This is a genomic window from Undibacterium sp. Ji50W (assembly GCF_049340445.1).
Classification (GTDB): domain Bacteria; phylum Pseudomonadota; class Gammaproteobacteria; order Burkholderiales; family Burkholderiaceae_D; genus Undibacterium.
Genome location: NZ_JBMPOX010000012.1, coordinates 100,067 through 116,870 on the forward strand (window position 1 = coordinate 100,067; position 16,804 = coordinate 116,870).

Consider the following 16,804-nt stretch of genomic DNA (forward strand, 5'->3'; position numbering starts at 1 on the left):
CTGAATCTTAAATTAATATACTTCAAAGCTGTTTTTTTCATGCCAACACTATCGTTTTGTGTTGGACATATGCATCCTGCTTGAGTTAGTCTGGAAACGGACAGACTTAATGTTGAACTCAAGCTTGACTATGCATGCGTGAAATGTCTGATTGCTCGCCAGCATAGCTGCCAGGGAAATTCAGTATGTTTTTAAAACGCTCAAAAGAAGAAATCATCCTGCTGATGCTCTGCGGCCTGAGCATACCCAGCATACTTCCTTTCGGCATTATCCGCATCCTCCAGAATAACTGGTTGCTGGCAACGGTTGATCTGTTGATTGTTGCCGGCATGCTGTGCATTATGCTGTTTGTCTGGCGTACCCGGCGTGTGCGCTTTGCAGGCATTGCGGTCACGGTGTTTTATTCCCTGGGTATGCTGGCCGCCATCTCTATCAAAGGGCTGGCGATTGTGTATTGGGTCTATCCCACCATGATTGCCGCATTCTTCATTTTGCGCGCGAATGAAGCCCTGATGATCAACTCAGTTTCCCTGGTTTGCCTGATTGGTATTTTGTTCAGATCGATGTCGGTACTGGATTTGTCCAGCATAGTCGTGACGCTGGTACTGATCAATCTGTTTGCCGCCATTTTTTCCCATAGAACCAACCTGCAGCATTCCGAACTGAACCAGCAGGCAGAAAAAGACTTTCTGACCGGGGTAGGCAATCGTCGCGCCTTTGACCGCAAGTTGCACGAAATTTGCGCCGACGATCATTCCGACGTGAATGCCTGTCTGCTGATCCTGGATCTTGATCATTTCAAGAAGGTGAATGATCAGTTCGGCCACCCGGTAGGGGATCAGGTGTTGATCAATTTCTGCTCGCTGCTGCGTGGGCGTATTCGTGCCATTGACAGCCTGTTTCGCTACGGCGGTGAAGAATTTGTGGTGCTCGCGATGGGTGCTGACCACATCAACGGGGCCCGTTTTGCCGAAGAATTACGTGCACTGGTAGAAAAAACAGAATTGCTGCGTGATTACCCGGTAACGGTTTCCATCGGTATCGCCAAAAAACTGCCGGGTGAAGACACCGATACCTGGTTCCAGCGTGCCGATAGCATGCTGTATGCGGCAAAACTCTCAGGACGCAATGCGGTGCGTATGGATCAGTCGCCTCATGCAGATTCTGCCGGGGGCGCTGGCGTATCGCCCTTGCTGGCCGGTTCATCATCTGGCTGATAACTCCAGGCTGGCATGAACAGTAAAACAAACAGTGACAGCAGGGCGGTGATGGCACCGATCCAGAGAACAAACTGATTCGCCGCAATGCGCTCCGGGTAAATATGCACGACCGCCCCCAGACCTATTGCATTTGCCGCAGCAACCAGTACCGCGCAGGCATAATCCTGAAAGCGCCTGGCCTTGTTGGCTGTCCTGGCCCAGCGCGGGTCAGTGTTATAACTGGGCAGATGCAGGTGGGCATTTTCCAGTCTTTCCAGAGTAGCAAGGAAATGACGCAGATTGGTGATCGAACGTTCGGCCTTATAGTTCAAGAATGCCAGGCAGATCGACGCCACCGGAAAACCCAGTACCAGCCATTCTATCGGCAATTTACTGGTCGCCTCGCCCGGTTTCAAGGCCACCAGCGCCGCCAGCAGACTCACTACCAGGGTCACATACAGCGTCAGTGCCTGATGTCTTTGGGCGATACGGGTATTCACTTCCTGATTGGCGGCAATGAAACGGTAATTCGCATCAACATAGGATTTCGACATAAGGCGGCTTTCAGTAATCATGGCACAAGCCGCTATTATCGCTTAGAACGTGTTTACGATCTGTAGCGAGCGTGCGTCAGCGGGGTGAAGAGCAGCGCAAAAAGCGGAATGTACTCTAAGTACATGAGCATTTTGAGCAGCGCATGAGCCCCGATCACGCCCGCGCAGTAAGATCGTAAACACGTTCTTAAAGACAGGCTCGCGGCTTCAGAAAGCCCAGGTGGCAGACACATAGGCCATCCTGCTGTCCGGCAATTGCGCCAGTATCGCCCTGGCAGGGCCGCCATACAGGCGTAGGCCTGTATTGATACTGATGCGGTCACCTTGCCAGCCCAGGGCTGCCGTGATGATGCGGCCATGGTCTTCCGGCGTCCACAAGATATCCATTGAAGGTTGCCAGTTGTTTTCTTGCCAGCTCCAGCGTGCAAAAACATTCTTGCGGCGGATATTGCCCGACGCCGACAGCGCCTGATTTTGCCAGGCCAGGTTATAGCCAATCACCTGGCGTATTGGCGGCAGGTAAGTCACGCTGGTCGCGCTGCTCTGCAAAGCCTGATTGCGCGTGTTCCAGTCTTGCCATTCCCGTCCTGACAGGGCAGTACCGTCCCACCAGGCTTCCAGGAAAAAACTGTGCTGCGATGCGGTCGTGTAATTGGCACCCAGCATGGCTTGCACAGCGTTATCTTGTGTGCTGTTTTGCCAGGGCGTATTGCTTTGCAAAAGGCTGCTGTCCGCATTCATGCGCAGGCCGTTGTTGTGCCGCATATAGCGCAGGGATACATGCACTTCCATTTCATCGGTTGCGACCCAAGATGCAGCGGCACCTACACTGCCGCCATTCTTTTGCCCGTAACGGGCAAAGCCATGCAAATCGACACCGCCGACATGATGGTAAAGCCGGGCGGCGAGCGCTTGTTCATCCGCGACATCGGTAGTCGCGATGTGACCAGGGTTGACCCACACCGCCGACACGGAAGTATGCGCGTCGAAGTATTCAGCACTGAGCAAAGGCTTGCCGATGACGGTATTGCTGATCAGTGAGCGGCGCTTTTCCTGCGCCACTACATCATTCGGCCTGAAGCCATAGCCGACATCCCAGGCGATGGTTTTTTTACCAGCGCTGAATTGCCAGGCACCGTCTCCCATGCTGCCATACAATTCATTCAGCCAGGCCGTGGCCTGGGTACGCCCGCCATCGTTCAGTTGCCCTTGCACCGTGGCGACCGCATTGATACCTTTGGCATTGGCGCGCAACTCGGTTTCCATGACGGCCAACTGCGTATAACTGCTGGCCAGACCAGGAGCCAATTGATTCGCAATGGCGAGCTGGCTGGAACTGTTGCTGCTGGTGCTGTTGACCAAGCCCCGGACCTGGCCGCCGAAGTCTGCCTCTTCAGCCATGGCAACGGCGGGGATGCAGAACAGCACGGCCAGCACACTGCCAAGTGCATGATGTGTCAAGTCAGACATGCTTACTCCAGGCTGGGGTTTTTCGCCAAAAACATGGGATTCAGCCATTGTTCAGGCACGGTTTTTTGCTTGCGGCTGATATAGCGCACCCGCGTCTCTTTATGGCTGCTCAACTGGTCCAGCAACAGCATTTCGGCGACGGCAGTCGGTGCTTGCGGCTTGTCGAGAATGAAGCTGGCTTGCTTGGCGAGTTTTTCTGATTGCACATACAAATCTGCCTTCACAGGTTCATGCCGGCTTTTGCCCAGCCACAGTTCTATGCGCTGGTAAGCCACGGATTTGCGCACTGCATTCAGGCTCAAATGCAGGCAGGGTTTGTCATTGCATTTTTCTTCGCCGATGATCTTGCCGGTGTAGTCCTGGGCCCAGCTCATGGTGGCGATGTCACCGATGGAGGCATCACCCAGCAATTTTTGCATAGGCGTAATGCGCAGCGGGCGCTGGCTGCCAGGTAACAGCATCCAGAAATCATCACCCAGCATCAAGACTTTTTGGCCTTTTTCTGCCGGGCTTTTCATCAACACCAGTGATTGATGATTGGTTTGGGAAAACACCAGGTAATTTCTTTCCTTTTCCTTGCTGCCATCTTTGGCGTAGGTGGTGATCTCGGTTTCCACCTGCATGTTTTCTGTGCCTACGCGAAACTGGTCGGCGGTTTTTAACAAATCACTGACTTCATCTGCGCTGGCCAGACCAGCGGTGCCTGCCAGCAGCAGGATAGCGATGCGGGTATAGATTTTCATGGTAGGTTCCGGTTTTTAGTTGTGGGCCAGTGCATCAACAATCGCCTGGCGCAGTGTCTTGCGGGCGATTACGGCAGAAGACAGCATCGACAAGGCAATCATCGTGAAAATGGTGATCGCATACATCGTCGCATCAATACTGATCAATAGTGGATAGCCGCTGGAACGTCCAGGCGGCGGTGGCATCTGCACCGGGAACACCGTCAACAGCAAAGCCACACTGATTGCCAGTACCGCACCCAGTACTGCACCTGCGCCACCCAGCAACATGCCTTCGTAAGAAAAACTGCGTGTCAGTTGCCCCGGTAAAGTACCCATGGCACGCAGGGTGCCGATTTCGCGGGTACGCTCGATAATCGCCATGGCCATGGCATTCGCCACCACAAACACCACGATAAAGCTGATGATGGCACCCAGTGCACCAAAGATACGGTTATACAAATCGCGTACCGATTTGTAAAAGAAAGCCTGTTCCAGCCAGTTTTGCACCGTCAGTCCGGGCAGGGCTTGTGCCAGCCTGACCTGGGCCGGCATGGTTGCATCCATGGAATTCAGAAACACCCCAAGGCTGGAAACCCGCTGGGTATTCAGCAATTTTTGCGCCGTCTTGATATTCGAATACACCAGACGCTTGTCCAGATCCGGTACCCCGGTTGAGACCAGGCCTTTGACCGTGACATCGACCGCATTCAGCGCACCGTCGGTGGTGCTGGCCATCAAGGTCAGGCTGCTGCCCGGCCTGGCTTTCAGGCTGCGTGCCAGGGCTTCGCCCAGGACGATTTCCGCTTCTGTCGAATCCGTCTGTATCAACTCGCCTTCCTTGACTGTCAGGGTCGGGCCCTTGACAGAAAATTCGGCATCGGGGTCTATGCCTACCGCCAGCATGATGGTGGATTTGTCGCCATTGCTGATCAGGCCGCTGTATTCAATCCGGGGCAATACATAGCGCACGGCAGGGTCTGCCAGTATTTTGTTTTTCAAGTCGCCGGCATTGTCCAGTCCATACTGCAAAGGCACATCCTGGTCACTGGTGAAATGCTGGGGTTTGCCGATGATCAGGTGGCCGGTACTGCGGGCCGATATCTGGGCCAGGCCTTCGTAGGTCGAATACGCAAAGCCACCTGCCAGCAAAATGGCTGCCGTACCCAGCGCGGCCACGGCAACAGTAATCGTGGAGCGGCGGCGATTGCGCAGGGTGTTATAAAACGCAAATTTGATCCAGCTCTGTTTCATTGCAGTCTCCCATCCAGCAAGGACACGATACGGTCGCTGCGGCTAGTCAGGCGGTTGTCATGGCTGGCGATGACAAAAGCCACGCCTTCGGCATGGCCGCGTTCACGCATCAGGTCCAGCACCTGATCAGCAGTGTGGGAATCCAGGCTGGCCGTTGGTTCATCTGCGATCACCAGGCTGGGCCGTTTGATCAGCGCACGGGCAATCGCTACCCGTTGCCGCTGGCCACCCGACAAGGCATCCGGCAAATGCTGTGCATGTTCATGCAGGCCGACAGCCTTCAATTGTGCGGCAACACGTTCGCGTCGTTCCGCCAGCGGCACACCGGTCAGGAACAGCGGGTAATCGACGTTTTCAGCCACCGTCATGACCGGTACCAGGTTAAAACTCTGGAAGATAAAGCCTATGGTGTCGCGTCTTTGCAGGGTTTTTTGTGTTTCGCTGTACTGGTCGATGTTGACGCCATTCAGCAAGATGTCGCCGGCATCGGCATCATCGATCAATCCGCACAGATTCAATATCGTGCTCTTGCCGCTGCCGGAAGGACCAGTCAGTGCCAGCAGCTCACCACGGGCCAGTGACAGGTCTACCCCTTGCAAGGCTTTGACCACATGGGCGCCCAGGCGATAGGTTTTGTGGACTGCATGCAGTTCAATCGCAGGTGCCAGGCTCATGATGAAATCCCTTTCAGCATGGCTTTGGCGGCTTCTGCCTGTGGCAGGTTTTGTTTGACGGCTTCATCCAGATAGCGTTTGGCATCTTCAGGCCGTTTTTGCTCGTTAGCCAGAGCTGCGGCACGCATCAGTACCGAACCACGGAAACCCGGTTCGGCCTTCTCGAATTGTTTGTGTTCCAGTACCTCGTTGAGCAATTTGATACCACGCGGGCCACGGTTCATGAAGGCGGGTACGGCCAGAAACGTGGTTGCCGACACAAATTTGACTTCCAGTATGACCGGCGTGCTGCCATGTCCCTGTGCATTCTCATTATTGGCTGCCAGTTGCAGGGCTTTTTCCAGCATGGACAGACCTTCTTCTGCATAGGCCATTTTTTTCCAGGGGAACATCGTGGTGGTTGCCAGTTTACTGGTGCTGGCACCGGCATAGGCCATCAGTAGCGGGCTGGCCGGGTCTTGCTTCAGCAATTCATTAAAGGCAGTCGCGGTACTTTCTTCATTGCCCTTGGCGGGCTGTATGAACTGCTGGAAAGCAGCCTGGAACTGGGTATCTGAAAACGCCAGTGCCTGGGTGGACAGGGCAAAGAACAGGCTGCTGGCCAGCACAAATTTTTTACCGGCGGCGGTGTGAATGAGGGACATATGAGGCTCCTGTGCAGATTGAAGAGATGATTGTGGTGTGGCTTGTGCGACAGGTGTAGCCTAAACAGGCCGCTGCCGGCTCTCAACGGCTATGCGACCGGGTGCAGAAGTTTGGTGTGAGCGGTGTTGAAAACGGCGCGAAGCGTGATGCGCACAAGTGGATGGAAGTATTGCCTTTTTGGAAATTTAAATGAAACTGAAGACGCAGAAAAAATGGCAAAATCATGCAATACTTGATTTTTTTAAAAAAACAGATAACGAGACCATGACCATCCAGCCCAAAGAATTCATCGTAAATAAAGGCAATTTGCCGGACGCCAGATTTGTAGCGCTACAGGTGCCAGAACCGGCTGATCTGAAAGACGGACAGGTGCTGTTGCAGATAGACCGTTTTGCCTTTACCTCCAACAATGTCACCTACGCCGCGTTTGGCAAGGCCATGCAATACTGGAATTTCTTTCCTACGGAAGAGGGCTGGGGCAATATCCCGGTCTGGGGATTTGCCGATGTGCTGGCCTCAAAGGCCGACGGTGTAGGTGTGGGTGAACGTTTCTATGGCTATTACCCGATGGCGACCCATCTGACGGTGAATGCCACCAGGGTGTCGGATGCCGGTTTCACTGATGGGGCGGAACATCGCCAGGCCATGCATGGCTTGTATAACCACTACGTCAGGACCACGACCGATCCGGGCTACACCAAAGAATCTGAAGATGTGCAGGTCTTGTTGCGACCGCTGTTTATCACCTCCTTCATGATTGACGATTTTCTCGATGACAATCAGTTCTTTGGTGCGCAATCTGTGTTGATATCCAGCGCTTCCAGCAAAACTGCGTATGGCCTGGCATTCATGCTGTCGTTACGCAAAGACAAGGCTTGCAAGATCATCGGCCTGACCTCGGCGGCGAACCTCGAATTTGTACGCAATATGGGTATCTATGACCAGGTGATCAGTTACGATCAGGTCGCCACGCTGGCAGCCGGCCAGCCAGTAGTCTATGTGGACATGGCAGGCAACGGACAATTACGCAGCCAGTTGCATCATCATTTTGGCGACAATATGAAATACAGCTGTGCTGTTGGTGGCACCCACTGGGACGAACTGAGTGGCGCGTCCGATTTACCGGGTGCCAGGCCGACCCTGTTTTTTGCCCCGGCACAAATTAAAAAACGCATGACAGACTGGGGCCCGGGTGGTGTGCAGACACGGCTGGCACACGCGTGGCAAGCCTTCATGCAGCCAGTCATGGCCGCTGAAAAACCATGGATGCAAGTCACCCACGGTTATGGTGAAGCCGATGTGCGTCAGGTCTACGAAACCATGCTGAGCGGTGCTGCGCGCCCGGACCAGGGGAGCGTGCTGTCACTGTGCCGGGTACTTGACTAGGCCAACATTCTGAGTGATCTTGTTCCTGGATGCCTGTTGATTCCATCTTGTTGCTAAAGCTGAAATTATTTTCAATAATTTGATAAAATGGTAATACTCATTCCAATACAGGGAATGAGCTGCCTCAGCTTAAGGCCAGCCGGGCGACGTTACACCACATCCTGCGTCGTCTTGCTTGCCACAATTTGCGTGGAAAGGAGACATCATGCCCTTAGTCACAATCACCGTCTGCAAACCCAAATCCCTGCTTTTCAAAGAAACCGTATTGAATGCCGTGCATGCCGCACTGGTTGAAGCGGGTGTGCCGGAGACGGACAAGTTTCAACGCATCCTGGAACTGGATACAGAAAATTTTCGTTTCGATCCGCATTATCCTGACTTGCATAAAAACCGTAACCAGGACTTTGTCTTGATAGAGATACTCTGGTCGGTAGGTCGCAGTGTCAATGTCAAGAAAAAATTACTGGATAGCCTGATGAAGCGACTCTGCGACAAGAGCATGAATCCGGAAAACATCATGGTCTGCTTCAGGGAAACTGCCTGGGAAAACTGGTCATTTGCAGGTGGGCGATTGCTGCATACCTGAGAGTCAGGATGTAAAGCTGTCTGATGAAATGCACTTTGGAATCGGCGCTGACCGGTATACCATGGCGACTGACGCAGCACATCCTGGTTCCTCACGAACACCGTAGCAGTTTGCTGCTGGCGGTAGATGTGTATATCCGATCACACAGACAAGACTAAAGAATGAGGTAGTGAATAATGGGAAAAACCAGACTGGAAGCATTCAGCGATGGCGTTATCGCTATTTTGATCACCATTATGGTACTGGAAATGAAGGTGCCACATGGTGGCACGCTGGACACTTTGCTGCCGGTCTGGCCAGTATTCCTTAGTTATATACTGAGCTTTATCTACGTCGGCATCTACTGGAATAATCACCATCATATGCTGCATATGTGCCACCGGGTTACTGGTGGCATTCTGTGGGCGAACCTGCATCTGTTGTTCTGGCTGTCCTTGATCCCTTTTGCATCTGGCTGGGCGGGAGAAAATCATTTTTCCTCAGCGCCGGCGGCGTTGTATGGTCTGGTGTTGTTGATGGCGGCCATCGCCTATTTCATCTTGCAGCAACAGATCATTGCGACCCAGGGGCCAGATTCTATGTTGAAAAAAGCTGTTGGCAATGACTGGAAAGGCAAGCTGTCACCGATTACCTATGCAGCAGGAATTCTGCTGGCTTTCTGGTACCCGCTGGTTTCCATGGCCTTATACGTCAGCATGGCCATGATCTGGCTGATACCTGATCGCCGCATCGAAAGAGCCTTGGCACATCATGAAGTTTAAATAAACGACGTCTGATTCCAATACCTTGTAATTCATTGACCTTATAAAACCATGCGCCTTATTTTATCTGCCGTGTTAAGCATTGCCAGTTTCAGTTTATGCGCAGCTAGCGTGGCGGCAGAACAGTCAACGACTGCCGTGACGGCAGCAGCACCAGTTACTGAGCAGGACATGGTCCTTGCGACCGACACCGGCAAGATCGCCGGCAGCCTGCTTTTGCCAGCTGGTCAGGGTAAAGTACCAGTGGTACTGATCATTGCCGGGTCCGGGCCGACAGACAGGGATGGCAATTCCGCAGGCATGAAGGGTAAAAACAATTCCCTGAAAATGCTGGCGCAAGATATGGCCGCAGCCGGGTTTGCGTCCCTGCGTTTTGACAAGCGTGCTATTGCAGCCAGCGCTGCGGCAGCCACCAGCGAATCTGACCTGCGTTTTGAAACCTATGTCCAGGATGCGGTTGCCTGGTTGAAGTTGCTGAAAGCCGATGCCCGTTTTTCTGGGGTGGCCGTACTGGGTCATAGCGAGGGATCACTGATTGCCATCCTGTCGGCACAGCAGGAACAGGTAAGGGCAGTGATATCGATTGCTGGCCCGGCGAAAAATGCAGGCGACATATTGCGTCAGCAATTCCAGGGTAAATTGCCGCCTTTGCTGGCACAAAAAAATGAAGAGATCATCAGCGCCCTGCAAGCCGGGAAACTGGTCAGTGATGTACCGCCAGAACTGAAAGCTTTATATCGTGACAGCGTACAACCCTATCTGATTTCCTGGTTTCGCTATACCCCGGAAAACGAAATCGGCAAGCTGAATTGCCCGGTCTTGCTGTTGCAAGGTGACAATGACATACAGGTCGACGCAAAACAATTGACTGCCCTGAAAGCTGCCAAACCGGACGCTACGCAACTGCTGGTACACAATATGAATCATGTACTGAAGATCGTGACTGGCGACATGAGTCAGCAAATAGCTTCTTATGGTGACCCAAGCCTGCCACTGGCCCCCGAATTGTCATCTGCCCTGAGCAGTTTTTTGCGTGACAAATTGAAATGAGTCAGGCTTAAGTATTGGCGACAAGCATTGCCATGCTACCCATCCTGACTTAGGATATCAGTCAAACGATCATAATAAGTGGGGACAGCTAATGAGCAATCAAGGTAGGGACGAAGATAGCGCTCCACTCGATATCAAGACCGTGATCGACAACGAGGCAATATTCCCACCCTTGCGGCGGGTGGGCATATGGCGTCCTTTCGCCTGGCTGAAAATGGGTTGGCAAGATTTTCGTGCATCCGGTGGTGCCAGCTTATTCTATGGCGTCTGCTTTGCTTCCATGGGCTTGGTATTGAAACTGATATTGAATAATGCACCTGAATATCTGTCTGCCCTGACCTGTGGTTTCCTGCTGGTAGGCCCTTTGCTGGCGCTGGGTTTATACGATATCAGCCGCCGCCTGGAAAATATTCGTTCGGGTTTGTTGGGCAGCGTGTTTTCCATGCGCGGGCGCTGGAGCAATATCGGTGTACTGGCGCTGGTATTGGCCGTCATCATGATGGTGTGGGCGCGCGCTTCGCTGGTGATCTTTGCTTTGTTCTATAACAAGGGCATGCCCACCATGCATGGTTTTCTGGCGCAGCTTTTTTCCCTGAATAACCTGGAATTCCTGGGTGTCTACCTGTGTATAGGTTTTATTTTCGCCAGCCTGGTATTTGCGATTAGCTGGGTATCCATACCGCTGATGCTGGACAGGGACACCGATGCCATCACGTCCATGATCATCAGCTGCGTGGCCCTGTTCGTCAATGTGCCGGTGACGCTGGTATGGGCGTCACTCATTATCGCCAGTGTGGTACTGGGTTTCATGACCTGGAACCTCGGTTTCCTGATCATCATGCCCATCATTGGTCATGCAACCTGGCATGCGTATAAGGAAGTTGTTGGCACAACGGCAGATCGCAGTGAATAAATACGTCAGCTCCAGGTCAGCACGCCCTTAGATCGTAGATAGGTTCTAAGCGTTAAGATTGATGATGCTTGCGGTGTTACCCCTTTTTCCTGGCTGTCCCAGGTCTTCTGCCAGATGATAGGCATGCTCTGCTGCTGTATCATGCTGCTGATTGTATGGGCGCTCGTGCAAGTCCAGTTTGACTGGCTGCACTGCCGTTACCTCTTCTGGTGCTGTCACGGCATCGGTGTCTGGCATCACCCATCTTTTTGCCAGCTTTTGTTCAATTCCATCTCCCATTCGAAAAGCTGCTATTGCTGCAGCAATCAGGGGATTGACGGCTGTTGGTACTCCTGTTTGTACTCCAGTTTGGACTCCATTAACGCTGACAGCTGTATTGGTCGCCGCATTCTCAAGCATCACTGAGTTTGGCTGAATACTGGTATTGGTTGTTGGTGTTGGGATTGATGCGGGGATTGATGCAGCAATGTTTGTTGCAGCAGGCAAGCTTGAGCTATCGATCCTGGTATTGGTCACGCCTGATGCCGCATTGGCCAGGTCAACTTTAGCTTGCAGTGCTTCGGAAAAGCGGATTGCCTGATTGGCTGTGATCTGGTCTTCGACGACAATCTGCTCTGGGACGACAAGATTGTTCAATTTTACGGGAACAGTCACCACGTCATTTTCTGGCAAGCTATTTACAGACGGTGATGATACTGACAGGCGTTCCGCGGGAGGCTCGCTCAGCGATGCCTGGTTTGCTTGCAAGTTGCTTGTGTTATCCAGTGTGACTGTATCTAGGGCGGGCGTGTTCAATACATTTGACTGAGCTTGATTAACCGTATCTGTACTACCCGCACTATCCCTGTCTGCCGTGGTAGCAGGGAGATTCCCGGTTTCTGCTGTATTTGAAGATACAGTGGCTGGTGAGACTATATTGGGCTCTGCTATGGCAGGCGTATTAGTTTGATCCAGTATTGCTACATCATTTGTCACTGGCAATTCTGCTGAAGTGATCTGGCTTGCCGGTGAAACGCTGCCCGCAGCTTTAGCCTGGTCAATGACTGCATTGGAATCGGATGCAGGGCTGGTATTCAGAGTTGCAGCAGGGGGATTGTTAGTGCTGGCTATTGCTGACAAGAGTGCCTCTGTGGTCAATACCTGATTGAGAAGAATCTCCGCGTTGCCAGGAACTAGCTCATTTGTATTCGTCACGCTTGAAGGGGGAGTGTTGCCAGTTGCGTCCGTGGCACTTGTGCTGGTAGTGGCAAGGGCTGTCTTTTGTGTGCTCGTGGTAGTGTAAATATTACCTGAAGAAAATTCTTGATTTTGGATAATCAGGGTGGTCTCTGCATTTCCCAGGAGTTGTAAAGATTGCGTCAATAAGGATATCGTCGCGGACGGGTCTTTCGTCAGTGCGTTTTGAAATGTCACCATATCCAGGGTCAATAGCGTGTCATTACCCGGGAGGGCGGTATTTTGTAAGCTGATACCTATTTTCGCCAGTTGCTCAAATAAAGTTTCACCGGCCGCGTTCAACGTACCGGCATTCATGGCTTGCAGCAAACTGTCGTTGCTAGTAGGTATCAAAGGATACGCTGCAAGATTGGAGTTGCTTGCCTGGAAGCGGTTAAAGCTGTCTACCAATAGTTCTGCAATCAGCGTGAGTTGAGCCATATCCAGCTTAGTCTGCTTGGTCTGGTTCGTATTGGCCTGAATAACTGCATCGTTTACCGCCACTGGCGCCGTGTTTTTGCTCTGCAGGCGAGTCGTGCTGGCAAGCAATTCACCCAAAGTAGAAACGTCGACGATAATACTATTGCTTTGGATTGCATCCAGGAAACTCAGATGAGCACTCGCTCCCGACGACAGGGCATTGACTGCATTCAGGCTGAAGTCTGATGCAGTTTGTAGTGCCGGTATCGATGCGGAAGCGACTGGCGAGATGTTCATGTTGTGCCTGCTTTCTATGCGGCATATTCTGATTGATGCCCAAGACATGAGTCTCTTCGGTCATTGGCAGTACGTCCGTACGCTGACACACTTTGTCTACGGTACTTTTGGCTTGTTGGGAATAAAAAAATCCCCGTAGCGATTGCTACGGGGATTTTTCATGTTGGCTTTCAGTACTTATTTTAAGGACGGAATAGCTTGCGGTAGCAGCGCTTTGACCGGTTGCTCCTTGAGTCTCTTTTCCAGTAATTGTATGGCGGTTTCCAGTTGCTGATCCTTGCCGTTGAAGGTGGCATGCGGCAGATTGTCCACTTCGACATCCGGGGCCACGCCTACACCTTCCACCAGCCAGCGGCCATCCGTGCCAAATTGCGCATTTTCAGCAGCCCTGATCATGCCATTGTCGGACAGGGTATTTCCGTCCGACAGCCAGACGCCGGCACCCGCAGTACGTTTGCCGACCAGTGGGCCGAGCTTCAATGCCTTGACGCCAGCGGCAAAGGTTTCACCGTCAGAGTAAGTCAGTTCATCCACCAGTACCACCAGATGACCACGGAAGGTTTGCTGCATGTTGACATATGGCGCAGACGTTGGTGTGGACCAGAATGCCCAGGCCTTGCGCAATAGTTTTTCTATGATCCAGCTGTCGATATTGCCGCCGCGATTGCGTCGTACGTCGATGATCAGGCCGTCGCGGTCGATATTGCTGTAAAAATCACGGGCAAAGCTATTGATGTCTTGCACCCCCATGGCGCGCAGGTGCAGATAGCCGATGCGGCCCTGGGTCAGCTTGTTGACCTGTTCGCTACGGCTTTGTTCCCAGTCGCTGTAACGCAGATTCGCGTGTTTCATCATATTCACCGGCGTGACAATAACGGCACGAACTGCCTGGTCGCCACGTTTTACATGCATCAATACCTGTTTATCGGCCTGGTTGGTCAACAGGTCCGAAATGTCGCGCGCTTCCAGCACTGGCTGGCCATTGATGGCGGTGATGATGTCGCCTTCCTTGACATCCAGATCAGGTTGTGACAGCGGGGTGCTTTCGGATGGCAATTCCGGTTCGGTATGATAAATATGATCGATACGGTAGCCTGTATTGGTGCGGCTCAGTACGGCACCGAGCGAAGCAGCCTGGCCTTCCGCAGCTACACGGCGGACATCGCCAGGGCGGGTTTGCGAATGCAGGGTGCTGACTTCACTGGCCATCAAGCCAAGGACATCATTCAACTCGGCCCTGTCGGTCACGCGATCCACGAGCGGCGCATATTTGCTGCGCACCTTGTTCCAGTCGACGCCACGCATTTTGTCATCGAACAAAAAGTCGCGGTGCATGCGCCAGGCATCGGCATACATTTGCTGCCATTCGAGTTTGGGGCTGAGGAAGAAACTCCAGTCACTGATGTTGACCTTGGCCTTGCTTATGTCGGACGGTTGTCTGGCACCGGCTTCAACGATGATGAAATCACCCGGGCCAGTGGTGCTGTGCACACGATAAAACACATGCTTTTTGTCGGCAGACAAATCAAACTGACGTATATTGCCCGCAAAAATGTCTGGTTGCGGCGCAGTTTTGCTGATGGCCAGGGTTTTCAGTGTGGCCTTGCCATCGGTGCCGTCGAGCTCGGTAAAATACAGGCGCTTGTCATCCATCGCCAGTTCACGATAATTGCCATAGGCCAGTGGCACCTGGTACAGCCGGTCTGCCAGACCGCTGTATTGAATGGCGGGCAGGACAGGTTTCGCCGGCTTCTTGCTGTCCTCGGCTTTGTCTGTAGCCTTGTCAGCAGGTTTTTCAGTCACCTTATCATTTGATTTATCGTTTGATTTTTCGCCTGGCTTGTCAGTCGATTTGTCGACGGCTTTATCAGTGTTTTTGTCTGTGGCTTTGTCTGCCTGTTTGTCTGCCTGTTTGTCTGCCTGTTTGTCTGGCGTCTTGTTCAGTTCATCATCTGCCTTGAACGGGAAACGGGTGCCAGTCTGCAGGGCCAGTGCGTAAATGCCGGTGCGTTTTTCAAAATGCGGCCCCATGTTGCGGTCACCCCAGGGCGCGCGATTGCTGACCTGGAAGTTGCGTTCAGAGTAGAAGTACAGCCAGTGGCCATCCGGTGAAAACACAGGGTGGTGCGAGTTGTATCTGTCGCTGGTGACGAAGTGCAATTGCTTGCTGTCCAGCGCATACAGACCTATCTGCGGTCTTTGCATTTTATTGTCGGCCCTGACGATGGCGATGGTCTTGCTGTCTGGCGACCAGACGACTTCCTCCTGTCTGTCAGCCCCGATTTTGCCGGCATCATCAATCACCTGATTGGTTTTTGTAGCCAGATCCAGCAGCCACAGTTTGCCGCGTTTGTCGGTATGTGCCAGCCACTTACCGTCGGGAGAAGGGAAAATGTGGTAGCGATAGACGCTGCCATTGGTGGTCAGCATTTCTGGCTTGCCTACGCCATTGGCCGGGAATTTCCATATTTCATTTTCACCACTGGTATCGACAATCGCAAATACCGACTTGTCATCATGCGAAAAAATGGCTTCGCGGGCGCGTGCGTTTTCTGGAATCGGTAAGTCGATGCGGCGTTGCGGGCCGGTGCTGGCTATCGTTACGCGGCCGCGGGCGGTGAACAGCAGGCGCTCTTCCTTACCGGATATTTCTACATTCGTCAGATATTCCAGTGGCGTCTTGATCTGGCGTTTGCGCTGCTGGTCAAAATCAGATACCAGGTCAATGTTGATGAGTTCGTCCTTGGCGCTGGCAATATCCAGCACGCGCAGGTCCGCCCCCAGTTGATAGGCGATCTTGCCATCGCCCAGGCTGGCGTTGCGTACTTCCCATTCCTTGTGCTGGGTCAGCATACGGGTATCGCTGCCATCGGGACTGGCGCTCCAGATATTGAAAGCACCATTGCGGTCGCTGACGAAATACAGGCGGCCTTTCCACCACATGGGGCGGCGGTTATTGCTGGTGTCGCCGCTAAACAGCTGGGTGGCTTCGGTCTTGGCCTGGATGTCATAACGCCAGACTTGTGCCGTGGCACCACCACGATACTGCTTGACATTATCATTCGTCATTTGCAGACCAAAGCGGGTGAAGTACAGGTATTTGCCGCTGTCGTCGAGTACCGCTTCATTCGCATCGGCCACCGGGAAGACACGGCGCAACATGGTCTGCGGGTTGATGGCAGCGACCACGCGATGGGAAGAGGGGCCAGTGCTGTTCAGTGTACTGACCAGGACTTCGCCACTGGTGGTCCAGCCCAATACGTTGACCTGGTCATTTTCAAAACTGATGCGCTTGGGCACACCACCACTCATGGGCATGACGTAGGCTTCAGTCGGTCCTTCATAAGCGGCTGAAAATGCCAGCCATTTGCCGTCATGCGAGATGGCAGGCAAGATCTCTGCCGCCGGGTGCGTGGTCAGCCTTTGTGCCTGCCCGCCACTACTTGCCACTTTCCATAAATCACCTTCCGCAGTAAATACCACTGCGTCTGCGCGTATGCTGGGGAAACGATAATAGGCCGGCGCGGCCAGTGCCTGCATGGATGTCGAAGTGATCAGGCCGGCCAGGCTGAGGGTAAGCGCAAGTGTCGAAAGTCTCATTTTTGTCTGGTATTTGTCTGGATATAAGAGAACGGGAGTGGTTTTGCGTTTTTGTATC

The 16,804-nt window shown here is 52.9% G+C and carries 14 protein-coding genes; 6 read left to right on the forward strand and 8 right to left on the reverse strand.

Annotated features, from left to right (window positions below):
• Positions 1 to 185 precede the first annotated feature (185 nt).
• Complete coding sequence (locus ACO0K9_RS17290) at positions 186 to 1,217, forward strand: GGDEF domain-containing protein (protein ID WP_422987137.1); 1,032 nt, start codon at positions 186 to 188, stop codon at positions 1,215 to 1,217.
• Here ACO0K9_RS17290 and ACO0K9_RS17295 read toward each other — a convergent pair.
• The 6 genes from ACO0K9_RS17295 to ACO0K9_RS17320 form a co-directional block, all read right to left on the reverse strand.
• On the reverse strand, positions 1,154 to 1,753 hold the full coding sequence (locus ACO0K9_RS17295; RefSeq protein ID WP_422987139.1) for a hypothetical protein: 600 nt from the start codon (positions 1,751 to 1,753) through the stop codon (positions 1,154 to 1,156). The two genes, ACO0K9_RS17290 and ACO0K9_RS17295, sit on opposite strands and share 64 nt — an antisense overlap.
• Before the next feature lie 207 nt (positions 1,754 to 1,960).
• A complete protein-coding gene (locus ACO0K9_RS17300; RefSeq protein ID WP_422987141.1) occupies positions 1,961 to 3,223 on the reverse strand; it encodes a hypothetical protein in 1,263 nt (420 codons plus the stop codon).
• Between the two features lie 2 nt (positions 3,224 to 3,225).
• Entirely contained in the window at positions 3,226 to 3,966 is a 741-nt protein-coding gene (locus ACO0K9_RS17305) for an outer membrane lipoprotein-sorting protein (RefSeq protein WP_422987143.1), read from the reverse strand.
• A gap of 15 nt (positions 3,967 to 3,981) precedes the next feature.
• Complete coding sequence (locus ACO0K9_RS17310) at positions 3,982 to 5,199, reverse strand: ABC transporter permease (RefSeq protein WP_422987145.1); 1,218 nt, start codon at positions 5,197 to 5,199, stop codon at positions 3,982 to 3,984.
• Positions 5,196 to 5,873, reverse strand: coding sequence for an ABC transporter ATP-binding protein (locus ACO0K9_RS17315; RefSeq protein ID WP_422987147.1), 678 nt, complete (start codon positions 5,871 to 5,873; stop codon positions 5,196 to 5,198). The genes ACO0K9_RS17310 and ACO0K9_RS17315 overlap by 4 nt, the downstream gene beginning before the upstream one ends.
• Positions 5,870 to 6,517: a hypothetical protein gene (locus ACO0K9_RS17320; protein ID WP_422987149.1), complete on the reverse strand. Its 648-nt coding sequence runs from the start codon at positions 6,515 to 6,517 to the stop codon at positions 5,870 to 5,872. Before ACO0K9_RS17320 ends, ACO0K9_RS17315 begins: the two co-directional genes overlap by 4 nt.
• 190 nt (positions 6,518 to 6,707) lie before the next feature.
• Between ACO0K9_RS17320 and ACO0K9_RS17325 the strand changes: the two genes are divergently transcribed.
• The 5 genes from ACO0K9_RS17325 to ACO0K9_RS17345 all read left to right on the forward strand — a co-directional run bounded on the left by ACO0K9_RS17325 (position 6,708) and on the right by ACO0K9_RS17345 (position 11,214).
• The gene (locus ACO0K9_RS17325; protein WP_422987151.1) at positions 6,708 to 7,904 is read left to right on the forward strand and encodes a DUF2855 family protein; all 1,197 of its coding nucleotides are present in this window, start codon (positions 6,708 to 6,710) and stop codon (positions 7,902 to 7,904) included.
• A 205-nt stretch (positions 7,905 to 8,109) separates the two neighbouring features.
• Positions 8,110 to 8,490 carry a tautomerase family protein gene (locus ACO0K9_RS17330; RefSeq protein ID WP_422987153.1) on the forward strand — a complete coding sequence of 127 codons (381 nt, stop codon included), beginning with the start codon at positions 8,110 to 8,112 and terminating at the stop codon, positions 8,488 to 8,490.
• A gap of 176 nt (positions 8,491 to 8,666) precedes the next feature.
• Positions 8,667 to 9,251 (forward strand): TMEM175 family protein, encoded by a 585-nt coding sequence (locus ACO0K9_RS17335; protein WP_422987155.1) that lies wholly within the window; start codon positions 8,667 to 8,669, stop codon positions 9,249 to 9,251.
• A gap of 51 nt (positions 9,252 to 9,302) precedes the next feature.
• Positions 9,303 to 10,301, forward strand: a complete 999-nt coding sequence (locus ACO0K9_RS17340) for an alpha/beta hydrolase family protein (RefSeq protein ID WP_422987157.1) — start codon at positions 9,303 to 9,305, stop codon at positions 10,299 to 10,301.
• A 91-nt stretch (positions 10,302 to 10,392) separates the two neighbouring features.
• A complete protein-coding gene (locus tag ACO0K9_RS17345; protein ID WP_422987159.1) occupies positions 10,393 to 11,214 on the forward strand; it encodes a DUF2189 domain-containing protein in 822 nt (273 codons plus the stop codon).
• 45 nt (positions 11,215 to 11,259) lie between these two features.
• On the opposite strand, the gene ACO0K9_RS17350 is transcribed toward ACO0K9_RS17345, so the two are convergent.
• Positions 11,260 to 13,146, reverse strand: a complete 1,887-nt coding sequence (locus ACO0K9_RS17350; RefSeq protein WP_422987161.1) for a hypothetical protein — start codon at positions 13,144 to 13,146, stop codon at positions 11,260 to 11,262.
• A 177-nt stretch (positions 13,147 to 13,323) separates the two neighbouring features.
• Positions 13,324 to 16,746, reverse strand: a complete 3,423-nt coding sequence (locus tag ACO0K9_RS17355; RefSeq protein ID WP_422987163.1) for a S41 family peptidase — start codon at positions 16,744 to 16,746, stop codon at positions 13,324 to 13,326.
• Between the last annotated feature and the right edge of the window lie 58 nt (positions 16,747 to 16,804).